The organism is Carboxylicivirga mesophila, from assembly GCF_018271975.1.
GTDB lineage: Bacteria > Bacteroidota > Bacteroidia > Bacteroidales > Marinilabiliaceae > Carboxylicivirga > Carboxylicivirga mesophila.
In genome coordinates, this window is record NZ_JAGUCN010000029.1 from 1 (window position 1) to 22119 (window position 22119).

General features: G+C 40.9%; 20 protein-coding genes. 3 read left to right on the forward strand and 17 right to left on the reverse strand.

Annotated features, from left to right (window positions below):
• The first annotated feature begins 110 nt into the window (after positions 1-110).
• On the forward strand, positions 111-1166 hold the full coding sequence (locus KEM09_RS19025) for a WD40/YVTN/BNR-like repeat-containing protein (protein ID WP_212230738.1): 1056 nt from the start codon (positions 111-113) through the stop codon (positions 1164-1166).
• On the opposite strand, the gene KEM09_RS19030 is transcribed toward KEM09_RS19025, so the two are convergent.
• Genes KEM09_RS19030 through KEM09_RS19040 form a run of 3 tightly spaced genes read right to left on the reverse strand, consistent with a single transcriptional unit; the run spans position 1167 to position 3930 of the window.
• A complete protein-coding gene (locus KEM09_RS19030) occupies positions 1167-2642 on the reverse strand; it encodes a hypothetical protein (protein ID WP_212230739.1) in 1476 nt (491 codons plus the stop codon).
• A 1-nt stretch (position 2643) separates the two neighbouring features.
• Positions 2644-3180, reverse strand: coding sequence for an RNA polymerase sigma factor (locus KEM09_RS19035; RefSeq protein WP_212230740.1), 537 nt, complete (start codon positions 3178-3180; stop codon positions 2644-2646).
• 12 nt (positions 3181-3192) lie between these two features.
• Positions 3193-3930 carry a hypothetical protein gene (locus KEM09_RS19040; RefSeq protein ID WP_212230741.1) on the reverse strand — a complete coding sequence of 246 codons (738 nt, stop codon included), beginning with the start codon at positions 3928-3930 and terminating at the stop codon, positions 3193-3195.
• Between the two features lie 245 nt (positions 3931-4175).
• Here KEM09_RS19040 and KEM09_RS19045 point away from each other — a divergent pair, with 245 nt between their 5' ends.
• A complete protein-coding gene (locus KEM09_RS19045; RefSeq protein WP_212230743.1) occupies positions 4176-4346 on the forward strand; it encodes a hypothetical protein in 171 nt (56 codons plus the stop codon).
• Between the two features lie 109 nt (positions 4347-4455).
• Here the strand turns inward: KEM09_RS19045 and KEM09_RS19050 are convergent, their stop codons facing one another.
• The 6 genes from KEM09_RS19050 to KEM09_RS19075 form a co-directional block, all read right to left on the reverse strand.
• Complete coding sequence (locus KEM09_RS19050; protein ID WP_212230745.1) at positions 4456-5172, reverse strand: 2-phosphosulfolactate phosphatase; 717 nt, start codon at positions 5170-5172, stop codon at positions 4456-4458.
• A 10-nt stretch (positions 5173-5182) separates the two neighbouring features.
• Complete coding sequence (locus tag KEM09_RS19055; protein ID WP_212230747.1) at positions 5183-6520, reverse strand: MATE family efflux transporter; 1338 nt, start codon at positions 6518-6520, stop codon at positions 5183-5185.
• A 68-nt stretch (positions 6521-6588) separates the two neighbouring features.
• Positions 6589-8742 (reverse strand): peptidase domain-containing ABC transporter, encoded by a 2154-nt coding sequence (locus tag KEM09_RS19060; protein ID WP_212230749.1) that lies wholly within the window; start codon positions 8740-8742, stop codon positions 6589-6591.
• The gene (locus KEM09_RS19065) at positions 8739-9911 is read right to left on the reverse strand and encodes an HlyD family secretion protein (RefSeq protein WP_212230751.1); all 1173 of its coding nucleotides are present in this window, start codon (positions 9909-9911) and stop codon (positions 8739-8741) included. The genes KEM09_RS19060 and KEM09_RS19065 overlap by 4 nt, the downstream gene beginning before the upstream one ends.
• A gap of 79 nt (positions 9912-9990) precedes the next feature.
• Positions 9991-10251 (reverse strand): hypothetical protein, encoded by a 261-nt coding sequence (locus tag KEM09_RS19070; RefSeq protein ID WP_212230753.1) that lies wholly within the window; start codon positions 10249-10251, stop codon positions 9991-9993.
• Positions 10252-10473: 222 nt separating this feature from the next.
• Complete coding sequence (locus tag KEM09_RS19075; RefSeq protein ID WP_212230755.1) at positions 10474-10617, reverse strand: hypothetical protein; 144 nt, start codon at positions 10615-10617, stop codon at positions 10474-10476.
• A gap of 237 nt (positions 10618-10854) precedes the next feature.
• Here KEM09_RS19075 and KEM09_RS19080 point away from each other — a divergent pair, with 237 nt between their 5' ends.
• Entirely contained in the window at positions 10855-13932 is a 3078-nt protein-coding gene (locus KEM09_RS19080) for a CHAT domain-containing protein (protein ID WP_212230757.1), read from the forward strand.
• Here KEM09_RS19080 and KEM09_RS19085 read toward each other — a convergent pair.
• The 8 genes from KEM09_RS19085 to secDF all read right to left on the reverse strand — a co-directional run bounded on the left by KEM09_RS19085 (position 13929) and on the right by secDF (position 22041).
• Complete coding sequence (locus KEM09_RS19085) at positions 13929-14666, reverse strand: tetratricopeptide repeat protein (protein ID WP_212230759.1); 738 nt, start codon at positions 14664-14666, stop codon at positions 13929-13931. The genes KEM09_RS19080 and KEM09_RS19085 overlap by 4 nt on opposite strands.
• On the reverse strand, positions 14656-15231 hold the full coding sequence (locus tag KEM09_RS19090; protein WP_212230761.1) for an RNA polymerase sigma factor: 576 nt from the start codon (positions 15229-15231) through the stop codon (positions 14656-14658). Before KEM09_RS19090 ends, KEM09_RS19085 begins: the two co-directional genes overlap by 11 nt.
• A gap of 172 nt (positions 15232-15403) precedes the next feature.
• Complete coding sequence (locus tag KEM09_RS19095; RefSeq protein WP_212230763.1) at positions 15404-16123, reverse strand: tRNA1(Val) (adenine(37)-N6)-methyltransferase; 720 nt, start codon at positions 16121-16123, stop codon at positions 15404-15406.
• 2 nt (positions 16124-16125) lie between these two features.
• A complete protein-coding gene (locus KEM09_RS19100; RefSeq protein WP_212230765.1) occupies positions 16126-16890 on the reverse strand; it encodes a TIGR02757 family protein in 765 nt (254 codons plus the stop codon).
• A 3-nt stretch (positions 16891-16893) separates the two neighbouring features.
• Complete coding sequence (locus KEM09_RS19105; protein ID WP_212230766.1) at positions 16894-17550, reverse strand: ABC transporter ATP-binding protein; 657 nt, start codon at positions 17548-17550, stop codon at positions 16894-16896.
• A 2-nt stretch (positions 17551-17552) separates the two neighbouring features.
• Entirely contained in the window at positions 17553-18485 is a 933-nt protein-coding gene (locus KEM09_RS19110; RefSeq protein ID WP_212230767.1) for a calcium/sodium antiporter, read from the reverse strand.
• A gap of 11 nt (positions 18486-18496) precedes the next feature.
• Positions 18497-18883: a twin-arginine translocase TatA/TatE family subunit gene (locus KEM09_RS19115; RefSeq protein WP_212230768.1), complete on the reverse strand. Its 387-nt coding sequence runs from the start codon at positions 18881-18883 to the stop codon at positions 18497-18499.
• 170 nt (positions 18884-19053) lie between these two features.
• A complete protein-coding gene (gene secDF / locus KEM09_RS19120) occupies positions 19054-22041 on the reverse strand; it encodes a protein translocase subunit SecDF (protein WP_212230769.1) in 2988 nt (995 codons plus the stop codon).
• Positions 22042-22119 lie beyond the last annotated feature (78 nt).

Consider the following 22119-nt stretch of genomic DNA (forward strand, 5'->3'; position numbering starts at 1 on the left):
TATTCAAAATAGCCCGCTATTCTTTCATAATTTTCGATTGAAACTCACTATTTATAAGCGATCTGAATCAGAAATTTTACGTCGAACTCAGGTTAATAACTTTTCATCCCATGAACAAACACCTCTACCTCATCCACTGTCTGATGGCAAGCCTTATGTTGCTGATGGCAGCCTGCACCTCTACTCCCCAACCCTCGTTTACTTTTACCGAGCTGGTTACGCCTACACAGGCTTCTATCCGTGGGCTTAGCGTTATTAACAATCAGTGCATATGGCTATCGGGCTCGGGAGGCACCATCCTTAGAAGCAATGATGGCGGAGGTACCTGGCACGATTGCTCCATCAGTCACGAAGCAGGCAACGACTTCAGGTCCATACACGCCCTTGACTCTCTGCATGCCTTTGTTATTGGGGTGAATAACCCGGCCATCATCTACCAAACCAGCAACGGCGGGCGCGCATGGCAGACTGTAGATACCCTTTCGGGTGATGGACTGTTTTTCAATTCATTGAAGTTTGCCACGAGCCGCAAAGCATTGGCTGTTTCGGATCCGGTTGACGGACGTTTTATGATACTGCGCAGCACCGATGGCGGTCAGAGCTGGAAACGCAGCCAGCAAGTGCCAACGGCCCTTCCGGGCGAAAGCAATTTTGCCGCTTCCAACACCTGCATCGAATACCTGGACAATGGCTATGCCTGGATGGCCTCTGGAGGCCCGGCCGCCCGTATCTACCTCACACAGGATGACGGCATCAACTGGCGTGTTGTCAGCACACCAATGAAAGCCCAATCGGTGGCAGATGGTATCTATTCCGTGGCTTTTAGCAATGCACAAAAAGGCATAGCTGTGGGCGGTAACTATATGCACCCCGAACACAATGACAGCATTGCTGCCTATACCAGCGATGGTGGCTTAAGTTGGCAGCTGGCCCAATCCATGCCGACAGGTTTTCGCTCTTGCGTGCAATATGTGACTGTAGAGGACACACAGCTGGCTGTTGCCATGGGCAAAACAGGTTATGACTATTCCATGGATGATGGTAAAAACTGGCTTCACGGAGGTGAAGAAGGCTATTACACCCTGCGCCCGGTACCAGGTGAAGCATCGGCCTATGCAGCTGGTGCTAATGGTCGCGTGGCTCGCCTTACTATCCAGTTTAAATAACTACTTCCTTTGTTTCTTTGGGTTAAAGCCCAGGTAATGGTCAATACCGGCCTTTGCTTTCCAGCGGTAGGCAATACCCACCCGGAATTCGATGGACGCGTTATGCGTTTTATTGAACTGCCCCGGCACCTGTGCATCTCCCACATATACGTTGGGCAGGCCATATTTAATAGCAATACCCGTAGACACCTTCACAGGTCCGCTTGAACGCAACTCAAGCTCCTGCCCCAGCATCAGGCCATAGTCAAACGACGCATACTTTGAGGATACATCCATTACCTCACTTCCCACTTGCTCCGAAGCCGACTGCATGTGCGCCAAATAAACCCCTGCCACATTGCGCCGTATCAACTTATCTTTGAAAAAACTGCGTCTGGCATTTTGTTTTAGCAACAGCTCGGTGGCCAGGTAATGCAGCTGCATATCTTTCGACACATACTCGCCATAGCTGTAAAAATTATAGCTTTGCTTAGTAGTGGATGAAACAAATACATTCGACTCCAATACATAGCGTCGGTTAAGGGCATATTGCAGGTTTAGGCCTACATCGGGCATAAAAGCCAGACTGGCATTATTCATACCGGCAGGCGAAAAACCATCCAGTGTTTCCTGATTAAGCAGATAGGTGTTTTTAACGGCTGTTACCACACCTGTTGTCCAGCGGCTATCCCGACGGTCGTGCAATAACTCACCCCCCTCATCCAATGCTTGAATAGGTGCAAAATCAGCCATCCAGTAGGTATTGGGTTGACGATACTGCCTCAGGCTGGCTGCGCGATTGATATTCACACCATCGGGCAATTGTATATAGGCAGCTTTCCCCTCCAATGGGGTATTTAAATGTGGGAGTGAAAAAGAGCCTGATGCAGGTATCGGGAAACAAGCAACTGTACTGCTTTCTTCGTTTGGGTGAATCGTATTACTTGTTTTTACACCAGGCTCATCACGTAGTAATGTTGCTATGTACGTTTCATTAGTATTCTCTTGGTTTGACAGTTCCTCATTGGGACCATCAGAAACACCGGCAACCACCTCATCTGATAACAATTCAGCTGATACCAAATCTGAATTCTGCACCTCATCAGCAGGCTGATGTCCTTGCTTATTATATTGATGCATTTTTGCTATGCGGGGTTGCGTAGGTTCGGGTGTAAATATTTGCAAAATGCCTCCAACACCAATTAGCAGGACAATAATGGCTGCGGCCAGCCAGCGCCAATACCTTATAAACACAGATCGTTTCTCTTCCTTGTCCAGCTGCTCTGAAATAGTATCCCACACCTCATCAACATCCAGCTCATTGGTAATGCCTCCCCACACCTCGTCAATCATTGCCTGAACCTCATCATTGGGCTCAACAGGTAATGCATCAGTATCCAGTGCCTCCGAAATATTCATCCATACATCATCAGGTGCCTGCAGTGCGTCCTGCTCCAGCAACTCTCGATACTTTTTATGGAATTCGTTATTCTGCATATTACACCTCAATGCCAGTTAACTGTTCATTCAATAGCTTGCGCGCCCTGTTGAGCTGCGATTTAGAAGTGCCTTCACTGATGCCCAGACGTTCAGCAATTTCTTTATGGCCGTAGCCTTCAATGGCGTACAGGTTAAAAACAATACGTGCTCCATCGGGCAGCTTTTCCACTTCTTTCAATAAATCCTGACACACCAAAGGATCGGTAAACTCTTGCGACGGTTCAGCATATTCGCCCAAATCATCGATTCTCAGGGTTGCAATTTGCTGTTTCTTCCGATAGGCATCAATGGCCGTATTGGTAATAATTCGCCTTATCCAGGCTTTCAGCGCACCTTCACCACTATAGGCTTCTATATTTCTAAACACCTTCAAAAAAGCATTCTGAAGGATATCTTTTGCATCATCTCTATCGGGCTCGTACGCCAGGCAAATACGCAGCATCTCACCTGCATATTTGCGGTACAACTGCTCCTGTGCTTTTCGCTCGCGCTTGCGGCATCCTTTGAGCAACTGCTCATCACTTATATCCTTCACCACAGCCGGCATTTATTGAATAGTCACCTTCATTGAACTTTCGAGGCGAAACAAAATGGTTTCATACAGGCCCTCATTGACATCTGACGACACCTCTATATACAACTCGTCGTCATCGTTCTCCACCTCGGCATTTTCCCATGATGCCGTTGAGATGGAGCGCACCGCATAATAAGGATCGATAAGCAATAGCATCGCATAGCTATTGGCGGCTGTCAGTGTTATTGTCTGGGCGTCATCCGTTGCAAACGTGTTCACTCTAAATTGCTCATCTTCATCAATTACAATACGCAGTGGCAATATCGTTCCATCGGCTTTCAGGCAATGCCCGTTTAGCAGGAGACCACCATCAATATCCAGTTCATCCCCTTCATCATCACCATCTGTAACATCGTCAAGCTCATCCATATCGCCTACGACAAACTGCCATTGCATATGTGAATACACGCCTTGTGGTATATCAAAGTGCTTAATGAATCCTTCACTCTCACCTGAGAAAGTAACCGGCCCCATTGGTTTGTCGGCTTTGGTTGAAAAATGCACATCGCCTCCCTGCTGCCTATGTCCGTCAAATTGTATTTGCTGAAAAAACACTGTTCCCATTTCAAAACTAATGTTGGGAGAACTGCCATCTGCCAGCTTTACCAGTAACTGAGTAGCTACAGGCTGCGTAAATTCTTCCTTCTGGCAGGCACCCAAGAGCAATAGCATTAGGCTAAAGATGCCAAATTGTATAAAATTTCTTCCCATTTGAGTTATCCTATTCATACTAGTGACGAAATAGTTGTGTGAAGGGTTGGAATAGGCAGACATTTATTTTTACCATGACTAAAGCTTATTACCTCACAAACATAGGCTGAAGGTAACAGTCGACCAATGATCAAACTCATCATACAGCAACAGCAACCTGCTTATAATGTGCTCAATATTTGAATTAACCTTTGCCCGCAAACGAATTGTTTGTATATTTAGAATGTACCTTTAAACAAATCACCATGAATGCATTTTTAAAAAATTTTGGAATCATCCTAATCGTTTTGGGAGTTATAGTATTAGCCTTTTATGCTATGAACACTCCTTCGAGTAACACACCTTTAATATTTGCTGCCTTGTTACTGATTGGCGGAGCAGCTGCGTATGTTATTCTTAACCGAATTATTGATTAAAACCTCAGGCAAGCTCAAGCTCGCAATGGTTTGAAGATAAAAGCCGCTTTAGTTGAATGCTAGAGCGGCTCTTTTATTTAAAGCGTTATCAGTTATATTTTTTTGTCTTCTAATGGTGGCTGACCAGCGCCTGACCATTCCACACCGGAATCGTTTTACTAATATTTGTCTCAAAGCAATAGGCTAAATCATCTACGTAGCCCTTTTGCTGCAACACATTATAGTGATAACCTCTAGCTGACAACTGCCTAAGGTTATGCCTGTGACTTTCATAAAGAGCTTTTTGTGCCAATGCAAAATCAGTGCACTGAACAGCCATACCTAACTTCTGAAGCTGGTAAACAATTTGTCCGGCACAGAGGGCATCTTCCAGAGTATATAATCCATTGTTACCCGAACAAACGATAATTACCTCCTCTTTATTCGACAGAAACTGACAGACTGCATCACTATTAATAAACGATGCCACAATTAGTTCTTGTGCCGTTAATGAGTTGTTGATGGCCAGCGTGCCGTTGGTGGTTGTCATGACTAAGGTTTTCCCACTAACAACATCCGCAGTATATGATAATGGAGAGTTACCAAAGTCAAATCCAGGGATGGGTTCAGCCATTCGCTCTCCCCCCAGAAGCACATCCCTGCCCAATTGCTCTTTCAATTCAAACGCCTCATCAGGTGTTGTTACCGGTATTACGGCTTGGGCGCCATTTTGTAAAGCCGTTATCATAACTGAGGTGGCTCTCAAAACATCAATTACCACCACTGTTTTTCCTTCTACTACATCCGAATTAACCAACTGAGCCGTGGCCACTACATCTATCTGCATATTAATGGATTTATACACCGTATCGTGCTTTATACAATATTCTGAATCTAGTCAATAAAAAGATGCCGGCTGATGCCAATCCTGCCAGGTAACCAATCCAAATACCAACAGGTCCGGCACTGAATATAAATGCAGATAAGTATCCAACAGGCAATGATATAAGCCAGTAGGCAATCCCGGCGCCAATAACAGGCATCACCACATCCTCCAGGCCCCTTAAGATACCGAGTGCAACTACTTGTACACCATCAAAAATCTGGAATAAGCCAGCTACTACCATCAAACCAGCCGCTATCTCAATTACTTCTCTGTCATCAATAAACAAACCCGGCAACCAGTAACGCAGTGTTAAGAACAGAATGCCCATACCAGTCATAAACATCAATACCAGATGAATAGACGCAAAGGCACTGTGCTTAAGTGCCAGATAATTCTTTTGTCCTCTGAAGATGCTCACTTTTATGGTGGTTGCCGAAGCCAGGCCGGATGACATCATGTAGGTTAAACTGGCCAAACTAAGTACAATTTGGTGAGCAGCCAGGCTAACTGCATTTATCCACCCCATCATTATGCTTCCCAGGCTAAATGCAAACACCTCAATCACAAACTGAAGACCAATAGGAAAACCCAGTCGGCATATGCTCACAAAAGCCGTTTTTGAAAAACGCGTTAAATGAATGCCTCGGTAGTTGTTGAAAAGTGTGATGCGATAGGATATCCATACGAAAAAAATGGCCATCATAATACGCGACACCAGCGTACCAATACCTGCCCCCACAACTCCTAAGGCAGGAGCACCAAAATGTCCATATATAAATATGTAGTTGAGGCCAATATTTAACAAATTACCACCCACAGTAATGTACATGGCTATACGCGTATTACTTAAGCCCTCGGCAAATTGCTTATAGCTGTTAAACACCTGTAATGGTAATATTGACAGCACTAAAAGTAGATAATAAGGTACGGCTTCCTCAACTACTCCTGCCTCCTGCCCCATCAGTGGCATTGCCCAAACAATGGCTCCGGCAATAACAGATAATAAAACTCCAATAATTAAGTTGGCGAATATGCCTTGCTGAAACCAATAGGCACATTCATCTTTATTTTTGGCGCCATAGGCTTTACCAACCAGCGGCGTTATTGCATAGGAAATACCTATACCCAGTACCAACACGTTAATAAAAATACTATTGGCAAAAGAGGCTGCTGCCAAAGGAATGGTTCCTACCTGTCCCACCATTAATGTATCCGCTAAGTTGACCAGCATCTGGCCAGCTTGAGCTAATATGACTGGTGTGGCCAGCTTTAGGTTCGGCCAATAATGGGGTGCGTAACTATTTTTCATTCAAGCTCTACTCTTATCAGGCCACAAAAGTAGAGAAAAGAATCATACGCAGTATAGCTTATGTGTATTTACCCCCAATGGTGCTTCCACATCTCATAAAAACGCCCTTTCTTATCCGCTTTCAGCTCTTTAACACTACCCGACTGTATGACTTCCCCTTTACCGAAAACAAACACCTCATCGGCAATATCAATTACACTCATGCGGTGCGCCACCATAATAATGGTTTTACCAACTTCTTTTAAGCTCATGATAAGTTCTTTAATAATGGCTTCGGAGCGATCATCGAGGAAAGACGTTGCCTCATCAAAGATATACACCTGGGGATTGAGATAGAGCATACGGGCAATCGCTAATCGCTGTCGTTGCCCACCAGACAGTTGTGCCGCGTTTTCACCCAGCCATGTATAATAGCCCTCAGGCAATTGCTCGATTGTCTCTTCTAAACCAAGTTGCTGAATAATCTCACGAATACGCTTTATATCAGGTTCAGCATCACCCAGTGCAATATTTTCAATCACATTACCGGCAAACAGTTCAATGTTCTGCGGCACAATGCCAACTACTCTTCTCAAATGAGTGAGATTTATTTGCGCCACATCGTGTCCACCAATGGCAATGCTCCCACTATTTACCGGGTATAAACCCTGAATAAGCGCTCCAATGGTTGACTTACCCGAACCACTATCTCCCAGTAAAACCGTTATACCACCCGACTTTATTCGCATGCTAAAGTCTTGAAACAAATCCTGTTCAAGGGTATATGAGAAGTAAACTTTTGTGAAAACAATATCACCCACATCCTCATGTGCAAATGACATCGCAGGCTTATCAGCGTTTTCCTGCTTAAGTTCAAGCAGCTCAAAAAGGCGATCCATGGCTATCAGGGCTCCATGCACACTCTTGTTAATAGCTGCCAACCTGGCTACTGGTCCGGTAAAATAAGCCGATATAGCAAAGAAGGACATCAATTCACCGGCTGATAGTCCTGTATCAATGACCAATCCTGCACCAGCCCAAAGAATAACCAACGTGAGCACCCTGTTTATGAATTGCATGCCTGACGATGAAAAAATATCGAGCTTACCAGAACTATAAACTTTTTGAAGTACGGCCATTAGCCGATTATCAACACCATTGGCAAAATGCTCTTCAGCGCCCATTTGTTTGATGGTTTTAACGGCTCTCAATGATTCAACCAGTTGTATCTCCAGTTCTGCTGTTTCTTCCATCTTAGCTCTTTCAAGACGCCGGTTAACAGCATTAGTTATCAGAAACAGTGACAGGTAGATGGGAATAACCGCATAGGACAATAGTGCCAGTTTCATACTAAATACCATCATCACCAGAAACGCAATAATGATGATTAAAATATCGACTATAGCCTCCACTGCTACCTGATTGATAAAGTTGCGTATTTTAACGGCATCATTAACACGGGAAATCAACTCGCCGATGCGCATGCTGTCATAGAACTTTTGTGGCAACTTTATTAAATGCCGGAAATAACCAGAGATTAGTGTGGTATCAATATTTTGGCTGACACGCAATACAAACCACGATTGCAATATTCCTATTAATAATTGTATAGCGAAAATTACCACCATGATGACCCCAAGAAGGTGCAATAAGTTCTGGTTATGCCCTACCAGCACAAAGTCGGTCAGTTTTTGAATATAAAATGCTGTAGAAAGCCCCAATATGGAAAAAACCAATGCTCCAAGACCTGATTGCATAAAAATGGCGCGGTGGGGCTTTAGCACATTCCAGAATCGCCGATAGTTAGAAACGGTTTTATCCCCGGCAGTAAAATCTGCTGAAGGAATTAATAATATAACGATCCCTGTCCATCTTTTTCTAAAAGCTTCCAAGGACATCCTATGCATCCTGCCAAAAGCCGGATCCATCACTTTAACTTGCTTTTTACTCACACCATAAATCACCACAAAGTGATGGGAACCAGATGGCTGTTGCAAGTGAGCAATGGCCGGCAAGGGTAACTCCTTCAAATCAGACAAGTCTATCTCAACACCCTTAGCATCAAACCCTAATGATTCGGCAGCTTTGATTAAACCATAAGCACTCGTCCCCCCTTTATTGGTGCCTGCCTGGCGACGAATATCCCACAGTGGCAATCTCAAACGGTAATACCTGGCAACTGAAGCTAAGCATGCAGCACCACAATCTGTTGTATCATATTGCTGTATACTAAGCTTCATCATTTACCAAGGTTTAAGGTTTTAGTATCATTTATAATCTTTGGATTTAGCCAGTCATCAACATTATCAAACAACAACTGAAACAATGAGCGCTGTGTAATCACAAAACGCCCTGTCAAGCTCATCCCCTTTCTAAGTGAGCCTTCAACATCGTTCTTTAGCTTCAGATGATCATCGGACAAGCGACACCTGATTAAATAGCGATAGGTATCATTCATCAGTACCACATCATCGGCGACCTCCATTACTTGTGCACTTAACAGTCCCCATTGATTGTAATCATAGGTATCAATCTGCAACTGAACGGCCATACCCGGATGTATAAACCCAATATCCGCAGGACTGACGTAACACTCTGCAATCAATTCCTCTTCAGGCGACAAATAAGCGATGTGCTGATTTTCGTTGAGTATATGTCCTGGCGCAATGCTCATGAAGTCGATAAGACTACCAGCAAATGGCGCCGTAATAATGTACTGGTTCTGTTGCTGTCTGAGTTGCTCAATGCGGCCCTCCAGTTCATGAATAGCCAAGGTATAGTCTCGTCGTTCACTTTCCCAGCGAGCTTTGGTTGAAGTTTGGAATGTCAGTAACTCATTACGAGCTACGTCCAATTTAAAGGAATCTTCCTGGAACGTTGTTAATGGTACAACTCCAGCGGCATACAATTCGGCTGTTCTGTCAAAATCAATGTTGAGCTTTTGTATTTTCCCCTGGTAAGCATTTAGTGTGTTTGTGTATTCATCCCTTTCTTTCTTATATAACGAAGTAAGAAGTTTATCAGTATCTCTTTCTTTCAGCAAAACTGATAAGTCAGCAACATAATTCTGCTGCAAAACGATCTGCTGATGATTAATAGCCATCTCATTCTGAATTCCGCTCTGGTGAAGCCTAACAAGGGTATCAGCCTTACTAACTTTTGCATTCTCTTTGATGTAGCAATCGACTACTCTGGCTGTTAAGGGCGATACAATAGCTACTTTTTTATTTTCAGAGGTGATGATTCCCCGGCTTTGAACAGATACATCTACATAAATAAAAGGCAGGGCGCAAAAAGTCAGAAGTAAAATCACTAAAATCACCCAATACAAAGCATATCCGCGATAAAAGTTAGCGGAATAGTAATTGAATTTATTTTTAAGCTGATCAAATTTGGGTGTATCAGTGGGCATGTTATCAATTGCTACATCCCGAAAATAGCAATTTTATTTAAGATTAAGCAACAATGGCTTTCCTGCCAACAATATCGCGTTACTTAGATGCCCTTACTTTGCTGGTTACTATCCAACGAATACCATCTTTAAAATAACCATCCTCTTCGTATAGAAAGCTGTTGGTTTCCTTTGAGAAAAATATCTCAGCTCCCAAAGAGGTCATCATATCGATGTAGAAATAGAGCATACGCACAGACATACACAGCCGCCCGGCTAACTCAATAGGTGAACCAGTTGCTTTGCCTCTGATTTCGGTATCAATCAGGGCGATTGTTTTATGTACTTCGTGCTGCGCCAATATCGTACTCTCCTTTCCAATTAAGATGAGGATAAAGAAGGTGAGGGGTACTAGGTGAGATAATGTGAGAATCGGGAATCTATAAGGGAAACCGCCTCACCTTCTTTGGTTCCTACAAACAGTCTGCGTTCAGACTTAACTAATCGGGATAGTTTTATATATTTTTATTGTTTTCATATATCGTGCTTGTCCAAAGCCCAATTTTCAATGCTAAAAATTTTGCTATAACTTAATTTTAGATCCTTCGTCTTGAACAGGTGAATTTAGATCGCCCTCTCCTCCAACTATCTTTTTCAAAAAAGCGGCATCTTTTGCCATAAACTTTTTATATTGCTCTTGTTTTTTTGAATTAACTACAGACTTCATGATACTATCGTATTAATGGTTTCTATAGGTTAATTGCAGAAATCGGGAATCGTAACACCTTTTTTTGAACTTTTTTTTAAGAAAATGAGAAGCATATACGCTATAACCCTCATAATGTGCCTATTAAGCCTAGTAAAAAAAAGTTATTCTCAAGAAAATAATGACTACATAATATATTTTACGAAGTATTATTCTGCAGAAAATTTCTCAAAAGCAGCTGAAATTGGAGCTCAAATATTGTCATCGGAAGACTTGCGCCCTAAGGATGATGAACGCTTTCGCCTGCTATACAAAACAATCAGATCCTTTGTTTATGCTCAAGAAACTGAGAAAGGTTATAAGTTTCTCAACTCAATTGATTTAAATCAGGATGATCAACTATTTGCGTTTTATATCAAATTATACTGTGGCATTCTTTCGATAAACCTTAAATATGACAATCGTGGCAAAACCATATTGAATCAACTAATACAAGATAACTCTGATGCTTTTTTGGTTGACTCTGTGAAAGCAAAAATATACCATAATCTTTCAGTTATTTATGGTAATGAGGAGCAACATGCACTAAGGCTTGAGTACCTGAGTAAATCCTTTGAACTTGAAAAAAAGACACTATTAAACAATGCGAACTACGAGAACTACAACCTTTCTGTTGAAGTTTATAGTTCCACATTATATAGCACGTACAGGCAATATGAAGCTGCCTATCGCGTTTTACAGGAAGCACTTGCAATGCCTTTTAATCACACAATTAATAACAATAACCATGCACTTTATCAGAATTATGTTGATCTTCTATTAATAATGGGTAAAGAAGATAAGGCAAAACTTATAATTCAAAACCTCAGTGCCTTTTATAAAAACAAATCTCAGTATTTTCTCGATGAGTATGCATCATTATTAGTTTCACTTGCTTACCATTATTACCAGCAAAACAATTATACAAGCACAATACTTTATGCTACCAGAGCACTTTCTACAACACCATTGAACCAAGGACGTATAAATACCCGTATCTCGGCAAATCGAATGCTTGCAGGGCTATACTATGAATTGCAGCAAAATGATAAAATGGAATACTACTTATTGCAAGGTATAATTGAATGTAAACAAACTGATAAAAAACATCTTGCCAACGCTTACCTTTCTGCGGGACAAAAATTTGCAAAAATCTATGAAGATGATGTTGCATACGCCTATATCGATTCAGCCAAGCACCTATATTACAACCAATTAAATCTTCCTTTAAACAGACATTTTGAAAATATTCTTGCACTAGCCTACTTTGATCTTGGTCAATATACACAGAGCTTGGTGCATCTTAACAATGTAACTAAAGTCTTAGAAGGCAACAGCAATTACACTCATTACCTATTTTGGGATAACTATTACGAAAAAGCCTTATGCTACAAACATCTGGAGCAATTTAGTGAGGCAAATGACCTACTGAGTAATGTAATTAGTGAAATGCTTACAAAATATCCTCACTTACAGGATAACTCATCAACTATACAGAATAGCCGAATTGCCTTTCTATACCGGAAAGTGAATATTGCGCTCTCCAACAATCTTTACAGTCAATACGAAGAAAGCGGTGACATAAATACACTTCATGAAGCCATGGCCTCCATTGAAGTTGCAGGTAATGGACTGGACTTGTTAAGGAGTAAGCAAAACTATGACCGTGATCGCCTGATAACAGGTGAAATGTACTACGATTTCACTTTGCAGAGTACTAAAGTAGCCATGGCACTATACAATGCCACAAAAAACCGAGATTACCTGGAGCAAGCCTTTTCATTTATTCAAAAAGGTAAATCATATGCTTTGCTTCAAGGCGTAGCAGACAAGAACTATAAGCTCAACTCAGGCGTACCCATTGAAATAATCAATCAACTTAATCATCACAAAGAGCAATACGACCGATATATGCAGCGCTACAATGAAGCTTTGTTTACTAACAAACCTGACAGTAGTCTTACCAACCAACTTAGTATAAAAATGAGCCTCTGCATGGCCAATATCGATAGCATCAACTCGTTTATAAAAAAGGATTTTCCACAGTATATAGAAGAACAGGCAAGAGTGCCTTCATTGTCTTTGGCTGAAACCCAAGAGCGCATTAACAAGAATCAAACCGTCATTGATTATTATCAAACAGAAGACGAAATAATTCGTTTTGTGATTGATAAGGATGCATACCGATGCGATATTATAAAAGTTAATACTGACTTTAATGATGCCTTACAATTAGTCTTAGATGAACTATCAACCCCTTTTATTGGACAACACTCACTTGAGCACATCCGGCATTTTGCAAAAGCTTCTTATACATTGTATAACAATCTTCTAAAAGATTTAGAACAAACAGTAATGGGTAAGGAGCTTATTATCATTCCCCATTCCGACCTTGCCTATCTGCCTTTTGAATCGTTATTAACAGAGGATGTTTCAAAGCAAAAACCACGTTTTAAAGAGTATCCCTGGCTGGTTAAAACACAAACTTTGAGCTATGCCTATAATACTGCCTTACTTGATTACCAGTCACATCAACCAGTTGAATTTAATCGTGTCATTGCTTTTGCTCCGGAGTATTGTGGCAAGGCCATACCTGATTCAATCGACTTCAGCGCTAATATGCTATTAGATTCATTGTTACCTCCTCTTGAAGGTGCCCAAAAGGAAATACTCTCTATAGAGCAAATATACACAACCAAGCTCTTTAAAGGCAAAGCTGCCAATAAAACCAATTTTATTGCATCTATGCAGGACAATGACATTATACATCTGGCCATGCATTCATTAAACGATGACATCCAACCATTTAACTCCCAAATCGTATTTGCTTCAAAAGATAGCCTCACAGGTAGTTTTACAGCCGCTGAGATATATAACTACAGCATCAAATCGCCATTAACAGTGCTCAGCTCGTGCAGCTCAGGAAGCGGTCAGAAAAAGAAGGGAGAGGGATTATTAAGCATTGCCAGAGCCTTTACATTTGCGGGCGTTGAATCACAAGTAATGACGCTCTGGCCGGTAAATGATGCTAGCGGGGCAGATATAACCAGTGAATTTTATAACGAACTCAATAAAGGTATTGGCAAGAACAAGGCACTTCAAAACAGCAAACTCAATTACTTGTCAAAAGCAGACGGCATACATTCTCACCCATACTATTGGGCCAATTATGTTTTATCTGGCAATACAAATCCTATCAAACAAAAAATGCCAAAAGGCATTTTCATGTACCTTTTGGCATTTGCCATGTTATCTGTTGTTATACTTTTTATATATGACAAAAAGCATTCGCGCTAAGAATCAAGCTTGGCCAATATATCTTTAGCTTCTTTGGCGTATTTATTATTGCTTGTCATAATTTGAGTCAGCAGCAGTTCTGCATCCTTGTATTCTTCCAGTTTTAAATGACATAAAGCAAGGTACCATTTAACCTGCTCTTCGTAAAAAATAGCAATGTTTCTGGTGGCTTCAAGCTCATTTTTGGCTTCCTTTATCTCGCCAAGCTCCAGGTAGCAAAGTCCGGTAAAGAAACCTGCCAGCTCTTCATTTTCTTCACGCAATTCATTAAAAGCCTCAATGGCGTTATTCATGTCACCGGAATGATACAACTCAAAGGCCATGTTAAAGCTACCCGACTGTTCTCCTCCTCTAACTGTTAAGTCAGCCCCATAAGGACTATAATATTCCACGAAGGCCTGATTTCCTGTATAGTTAGCATCTCTCAGCAACCCTAAGTAACTTCCTAATCCAATAACCACCACAACCGATGCAGCAGCCAGCCAGTAATTAATTTTGAAAGACGACTTTTTACTATCTTCTTCTGTAATAAATTCATTGCCTATATCTTTCAACTGCTTCCTGAAATCGGAATAGTCCTCCTCATGATTAGCAATTGTGTAAAGCACCTCTTGCTGAAGCTTGACATCCTCTTTTAATCCTTCGTTATTGACTAACTCAGCCTTTAACTCAGCGCGGTGTAAAGGATCCAGTTCGTTTGTAAACAACTGCAGTATTTTCTTATCATAATCCATACTTCAACTCCTTATATTCTGGATCTGCTTTAATCATCTCCAGCAACTTTTTATTACACATCGATTTCCTATTCTTTGTGTATGCAACCGAACTAAATGCTAATTCGGTGGTGATATGCTCATTGGTAAAACCAATAGCAACCAGCCTAAGCACATCCTGACATACCTTCTGAATCTTATTAAAGTACTTTAAGTATAAACGCCTCCGTTTCTCAAAAAGTTCTTTTTCATGAATCTCGCTTTCCAATTCAGGTATCTCATCTGTCAACATCTGATAAACCGGTGTCACCTTTCTTTTTCGCAACTCAAAATGCCAAAGGTTCTTACAAATGGCAATAAAATAGGTTGAAAATTTTGAAACCAATATTGGCTTTTCTTTTTTTGAGTAGATGGCAATAAATGCTTCTTGCATAACTTGCATCGCATCCTCTTTGGTTCCGCTATTCTCCATCACAATATTACTCACTTGCTCCCAAACAAGCTGCATAATATACTTGATCAGCTTACTGTCTCTCGAGTAAACCGCATCTAACAACTCACTATCTGTATACTTTCTTTTAAACATCTTAATTGTTTTCCGCCACCAAAATAGTGATTTTAATTCAATTTTCTTTTAACCTAAGAAACGCAAAAAATGAGATACTATCCAGTAAAATATTGATTTTTATCCGCATAACTATTATGTACATACGGCATCACACAACTAAATGTTGCACTAAATATGGATAAATAATCGTCTACATTGCTAAGTAGAACTCTTTCGTAAGTGCAATATATTTATCTGAATACTTATGTCGGCCTTTATCCTCGATGATCATATCATCTAAGCATGCTTCTGCCACATCTTCTTTTATGAACTCCACCAATGCCCTGACATATTTTTTATTTGGTGTGGGACGAATATTTAAACGTTTATGCAAATACCACCCAACATGCTTTGCTGAAGATATAAGCTCTTCACTCGAATCATAAGGAATAATAAGTGATAACTTTCCCTCTTCATGTGTTAATTGATAAGTGTATGCAACCAACTCCTTATAGGAAAGCGAGTCGGTATGGCGTGCCATAGTACGCGATTGATTTTCGCTTTTAAAAGCATTATTAAAAAAAGGCGGATTACATACTACATGATCAAATAAACCACAGGCTTCGGGTTTAAATGCCTGAAGTGGGCATAGTTCAACCAAAATCCGGTTGCTCCAATCCGACGCTTCAACATTGAAAGCGGCCTGCTGCACAGCTCCTTCATCAATATCAATGGCTGTGATCAAAGCTTTCGCATTTCGTTGGGCCATCATCAAAGCAATTAAGCCTGTTCCGGTACCAACATCCAATAGGGATGAGCAGCTGTTAATATCGGCCCATGCCCCCAGAAGTACACCATCGGTCCCTACCTTCATGGCCGCTTGACTCTGGTGGATAGTAAACTGCTTAAACTGAAAGTAACTATTGGCCATACTTAAAAAGACTCATTGACTCCTAAACTAAACAAGGCGAAATCATATTTGACAGGATCGGCTGCATCAAACTCTCTCAGGGTTAACATGATCTCGTCCACCGCTTTAATATCATTTTGTTTACGCTTAAGAATACCTAACTGTCGTGATACGTTACCAGTGTGCACGTCTAACGGCAATAATAAATCAGCCGAAGAAATGCTTTGCCAGATACCAAAATCCACTCCCCGATTATCTTTTCGCACCATCCATCGTAAAAACATATTAAGCCGTTTGGCAGAAGAGCCTTTCTCTATATTTGCAATATGCTTTGAGGTCCTATCTGGAGCCTCAAAGCTCAAAAATACGGAACGAAAATGCACTAGAGCAGGTTTTATATCACCTGACTGATAGCGTGTGGTAAATAGCTGCTCAAGCCCACCTTGGCGTAGGTATATCGCCTTTAAAGCTTTTACAAAATACAAACAATCAACTGAAGAAAAGGTGCGGTAATAAAATGCCTCAAAACGCGACCATTCATTCTCGCTGGCATTCAACAGAAAATCACAGGGCGCATTCTCAAGCAAGCTCATTAATTGCTTCGCACTCTTTAATATCAGATCACGTCGCCCCCAGGCTATAGCAGCTGTCAAGAAAGCAGCTATTTCAATATCTTCTTTTTTGGTATACAGGCGTGGAATAGAAATGGGATCATCTTCTATAAATTCTGGCCGGTTATATTTATTCACCTTTTCATCCAGAAAGTCTTTAATTTCGATTAATTCCATCCCTTAGGTGTTATAAACCAGGCCATCTTTCATTTCAATCATACGATCACACATTTTAGCTAAATGGTAATCGTGGGTAACAATTACGAAAGTCTGATTATAAGCCTCGCGCAAATCAAAAAATAGTTTCTGAAGCTCTTCCTGGCTATGCGAATCAAGGTTACCTGATGGCTCATCGGCAAAGATAACAGCAGGCCTGTTAATTAAAGCTCTGGCCACTGCTACTCGCTGTTTTTCACCCCCACTAAGCTCTGATGGCTTATGTTCTAGACGATGGTCAAGACTTAAAAATGTCAGAAATTCCTTGGCTTGCTTTTCAGCATCTGCCTTAGATGCTCCTTTGATTAATGCGGGCAACATCGCGTTTTCAAGTGCGGTAAACTCGGGTAAAAGCTGATGAAACTGAAAGACAAAGCCGATGCGTGTATTTCTGAATACAGATAGTTCTTTACCTGCTAACTTATTAAGATTAATCCCGTCTAACTCCACCTCGCCAGATGTTGGTTTGTCGAGTGTACCCAATATCTGAAGTAAGGTTGTCTTGCCCGCACCACTGGCACCAACTATCGACACCACCTCACCTTTATTAATTGTCAGATCAATACCTTTTAATACTTCAAGGTCTCCATATTTCTTCGTTATCCCGGTACAGTTAATCATATCTAAACAAATAAAAGATAAATGTACAAGATATAAATACTTAGAAAAATTCCACCTTTCCAACGCGAAACTAATCCTTTTGAAAGCGGCAATATCGACAGGAACAAAAGAATAGCAATACCCACCATCCACCAGTAATCTGTATTCACAATGGATGGACTAACATTAATTGGTTTAATGGTAGAGGTAACCCCTAATACAGCCCAAATGTTAAAAATATTAGAGCCAATAATATTACCAATGGATATATCAGATTCCTTCTTTATGGCGGCTATTAATGATGTAGCCAGCTCTGGAATACTCGTACCAACAGCAACAACCGATATCCCGATAACCCGTTCACTAACTCCCAGTCTGGTGGCAATATCTTTAGCTCCAACTACCAGCCATTCGGCACCATAATACAGGCCTGCAGCGGCCAGTAAGAATAACAAAACCGTTTTGACCAGCGAAAGTGATGGTTTTTCAATTTTTTCCTTGCTCTTGCCCTGCTTACGACTATTAAATACTGCCCAGATTATATAAACTCCCAACAATACTATAAACAGAATCCCCTCAAATGAGCTTATAATAAAGTTAGAGCTCGCAAGTATCAGTCCGAGTGTTGCCAGCATCATAACTATCCAATCAAGCCACACTGTTTTCTTAATAACTTTTACCGGATATACAATGGCTACCATACCTAACACTAATGCAATATTAGCAATATTAGAGCCAACAACGTTACCAACCGAAATATCGGCAGCACCATCAAAAACGGCTCGCAGACTAACCAGCAACTCGGGTGCAGAAGTACCAAAAGCTACCACAGTGATTCCAATAACCAGGGTGGATACTTTAAAATGACGGGCTAACTGTACACTCGACTTTACCAGCCAGTCTCCACTAAAAAACAACAACACAAAACCGGCCAATAAATATAAAACTGGGGGCATACAATCAATAGTTAATCAAGTTTATCTTCTCTCGAAACAGGACCCTCCGGAGATACAGGGGGTACCTCGTCCGATTGGCTGTCATCTTTTGCCTCTGCGGACTCAGCATTTTGCTTAAGGTTATAAGGATCATCATCTGACATTTCTTCCTCAATGGCAGAATTAACAGCTTTAATCTCTGTATCTATTCCTTCACGAGTTTCCTTAACCACATCATTTATATCGCTTGTATTCTCTCTGAATTCACGTTTTATTTCTTCTGATGCTCTACGAAATTCATTCATTCCCTTACCGAGCATTCTCGCAACATCAGGAATGCTTTTGGCACCAAACAGTAACAAAACAACCAAAACAACGATGATAATTTCACCTCCGGATATAAAAAGAATTGTATTCATAGCAAACAATTTCAAGCTCAAAGATAGTTCCAAAAATATCAATAGAAAAATCAAAACCACCTATCAGGGAATCTAATTAGCATAAATTAACTGTCAACTGACATTACTTGTTCTGACAACAAAAAAGCCCTGTGAATCTTCACAGGGCTCTCTTTTATATCAGTTTCTTATTATTTCTTTTGCTTCTTCTTGTTAAGAAAGTTGAAAGCAACCGGCGTTGCAATAAACAATGATGAGTATGTACCAACAAGCACACCTACCATTAATGCAAATACAAATCCTCGGATAACTTCACCCCCGAACAGGAAGATAACTAACAACACCACAAATGTTGTTAACGAAGTATTGATTGTACGACTCACAGTTGAGTTAAGTGCTGCATCAACCACCTCTTCCTTATTGCGTTTTGGGAATAGTTTGAAGTACTCACGTATACGGTCAAACACAACCACCGTATCGTTAATCGAATAACCGATTACGGTAAGTATTGCTGCAATAAAGGATTGATCAATCTCCATTGAGAATGGCATAAACGAGTATGTCAATGAGAAGATACCTAACACAATAATAACGTCGTGTACCAATGCAGCTAATGCACCATAACCATATTCTTTATTGCGGAAACGAATCAGTATATACAGGAAGATGACCAATAAACTGAATCCGATAGCATATGCTGCATTCTTTTTAATATCACTTGCAATGGTTGGACCAACCTTCTGAGAACTCATTCGATAATCAGACAAGAAGTCGTCTTGAGAAATATCTTTCTTAATGAACGTTTTTAAGCCTTCATATAACTTTGTCTCAACCTGGTTATCTATCTCATCTGAATTTTCTTCAATCATGTAGTTAGTGGCAATACGCACCTGGTTACCTTCATTACCAAATTGCTTAGCTTCTACATGAGCACCATCAAATACATCGGTTAATGTTTTCTGTACATCAACTGATGAAACCTGCTCGTCGAAACGAACTACAAATGTACGTCCACCTGTGAAATCAATACCTTGCTTCAGACCCAGAGTTGCCAACGAACCAATAGAGGCCAGTACAGCAATTGCTGAAATTACAAAGAATAATTTTTGTTTCTCCAGGAATCTTACATGTAGGTTTTTATACAAATTACGTGTCAACTTGGTATCAAAAACCAGCTTCTTATTCTTACTCAACATCTGTTCGAAGATCAATCGAGTGATGAAAATAGCTGAGAAGAATGAAGTAGCAATACCAATCATTAATGTGGTTGCGAAACCTTTAATCGGACCTGTACCAAATAGGAATAAAATAAGACCAGTTAGGAAGGTCGTTACGTTGGCATCAATGATGGCAGAGAACGCATTGTTATAACCATCTTTAATGGCCATTTGAATACCTTTACCGGCTCTCAATTCCTCCTTAATACGCTCATAAATAAGTACGTTGGCATCCACCGACATACCAATTGTCAGAACGATACCCGCAATACCTGGCAATGTTAACACAGCTCCAAAGGATGCCAGAACACCCATAATAAAGAACATGTTAGCTATCAAAGCAAAATCAGCTACCCATCCTGAACGTACACCATAGTATAGTAGCATGTAGATAAGCACTACAACAAATGCCCAGATGAAAGATGTTAAACCACTGTCAACAGCTTCCTGCCCCAGTGAAGGACCAACTACCGTATCTTCAACAATTCGTGCTGGTGCAGGTAATTTACCCGACTTAAGAATATTAGCTAAATCCTGAGATTCCTCTGGTGTGAAGTTACCAGTTATCTGACTCTGACCACCATCAATCTTTTGATTAACAGTTGGGAAACTATAAACAAAACCATCCAATACAACAGCAATGCTACGATCCACATTAGCTCCTGTCAGACGTGACCATGTTTTCGCTCCTTCTGCATTCATGCTCATACTTACTTCAAACTGTCCACGCTGGTTAGTTTGACTGCGAGCTGAGGTAATTACATCACCTTCTAATGGCGGACGGCCATCATGAGTACTTACTTTGATAGCCACTAACTGGAAAGCAGTTTCTTTTTCATTGATATCTGAACCAAAACGGCTAACTAAATAGTCTTTTTCAATTGGCTTAACTGTCCAGAAGAAACGCGCGTCTTTTGGAAACAAGCTCTTAACTGTTGGATTTGCTAAATAAGCATTCACTTCAGCAGTATCGCGCGATAAAGCAATACCAACTACAGGACCTCTTTGCTGAGGGTGGTTTGGCTGAAGGTATGAAAACAATGACTTAGTACTGGCAGCTTCCAATGAGTCTGTTGTTGTAGCATCTGCTGCTAACTGATCAACCAATGAAGCTTCCTCTGCAGTTTCGGCAGACACTTCTTCAGCTTCTTCCTCCGTTGCACTTACAGGTGCTTTGGCAGCTTCAATTTCGCGAACTTTAGAATCAGCCTGAACCAGTGATTCAAAAAGCTCTGAATTCTCGTAGGTCTCCCAAAACTCAAGGCTTGCAGTACCTTGTAGCAGTTTACGCACACGCTGAGGATCGGTAACACCCGGTAACTCAACTAATACACGTCCCGCTTTTTCCAGTCGCTGAATATTTGGCTGTGTTACACCAAAACGGTCGATACGCGAACGAAGAATATTGAATGCATTATCAATTGCACTATTTGATTCTTCACGTATTACTTTCAGTACCTCTTCGTTTGTAGAGTTATAGCTTACACGTTCTTTTAATTCAACAGTATTGAAAATTGTTGCCAGTTGCGCATTAGGATCAATATCAGAAAACGCTTTTCCGAAAAGCTTGATAAAATCATCTGAAGAATTCTTTTCAGCCTCTTCAGCTTCTTTCAACGCTCTCAAAAATGTTTCATCGGTATTGTAATTGGAAAGTGCACGAACAACATCAGCCACTTTAACCTCAAGAATAAGGTTCATACCACCTTTCAAGTCAAGACCGAAATTTATTTCGCGCTCCTTACACTCTTGGTATGTATATTTACGGGCACCCCATAAAAAGTTATAAACCGTCTCGTTTTTAATTGAATCCAGGTAGGCAAATTCTTTGTCCGAGTCGCCACCTGCTATCTCTTTCGCCACATTTTCCACTCTACGAGTCTGGAATGTAAACATCAATTGATATAAGCTGACCAATACCAACAATATGGCAAAAAGTCTAATAGCTCCTTTGTTCTGCATTTGTTAAAAATTTTTATAATTCGTTTTGACAAACTTCACGTCTTAGTCGCGCAAATATATCGAAATTTTTCATATACA

Coding starts and splice junctions, on each gene's coding strand:
- KEM09_RS19050 (WP_212230745.1), bottom strand. CDS start 5,172: ATGCAGATAGATGTAGTGGCCACGGCTCAGTTGGTTAATTCGGATGTA.
- KEM09_RS19040 (WP_212230741.1), bottom strand. CDS start 3,930: ATGGGAAGAAATTTTATACAATTTGGCATCTTTAGCCTAATGCTATTG.
- KEM09_RS19065 (WP_212230751.1), bottom strand. CDS start 9,911: ATGCCCACTGATACACCCAAATTTGATCAGCTTAAAAATAAATTCAAT.
- KEM09_RS19030 (WP_212230739.1), bottom strand. CDS start 2,642: ATGCAGAATAACGAATTCCATAAAAAGTATCGAGAGTTGCTGGAGCAG.
- KEM09_RS19045 (WP_212230743.1), top strand. CDS start 4,176: ATGAATGCATTTTTAAAAAATTTTGGAATCATCCTAATCGTTTTGGGA.
- KEM09_RS19110 (WP_212230767.1), bottom strand. CDS start 18,485: ATGCCCCCAGTTTTATATTTATTGGCCGGTTTTGTGTTGTTGTTTTTT.
- KEM09_RS19105 (WP_212230766.1), bottom strand. CDS start 17,550: ATGATTAACTGTACCGGGATAACGAAGAAATATGGAGACCTTGAAGTA.
- secDF (WP_212230769.1), bottom strand. CDS start 22,041: ATGCAGAACAAAGGAGCTATTAGACTTTTTGCCATATTGTTGGTATTG.
- KEM09_RS19095 (WP_212230763.1), bottom strand. CDS start 16,123: ATGGCCAATAGTTACTTTCAGTTTAAGCAGTTTACTATCCACCAGAGT.
- KEM09_RS19025 (WP_212230738.1), top strand. CDS start 111: ATGAACAAACACCTCTACCTCATCCACTGTCTGATGGCAAGCCTTATG.
- KEM09_RS19060 (WP_212230749.1), bottom strand. CDS start 8,742: ATGATGAAGCTTAGTATACAGCAATATGATACAACAGATTGTGGTGCT.
- KEM09_RS19085 (WP_212230759.1), bottom strand. CDS start 14,666: ATGGATTATGATAAGAAAATACTGCAGTTGTTTACAAACGAACTGGAT.
- KEM09_RS19055 (WP_212230747.1), bottom strand. CDS start 6,520: ATGAAAAATAGTTACGCACCCCATTATTGGCCGAACCTAAAGCTGGCC.
- KEM09_RS19100 (WP_212230765.1), bottom strand. CDS start 16,890: ATGGAATTAATCGAAATTAAAGACTTTCTGGATGAAAAGGTGAATAAA.
- KEM09_RS19075 (WP_212230755.1), bottom strand. CDS start 10,617: ATGAAGTCTGTAGTTAATTCAAAAAAACAAGAGCAATATAAAAAGTTT.
- KEM09_RS19090 (WP_212230761.1), bottom strand. CDS start 15,231: ATGTTTAAAAGAAAGTATACAGATAGTGAGTTGTTAGATGCGGTTTAC.
- KEM09_RS19115 (WP_212230768.1), bottom strand. CDS start 18,883: ATGAATACAATTCTTTTTATATCCGGAGGTGAAATTATCATCGTTGTT.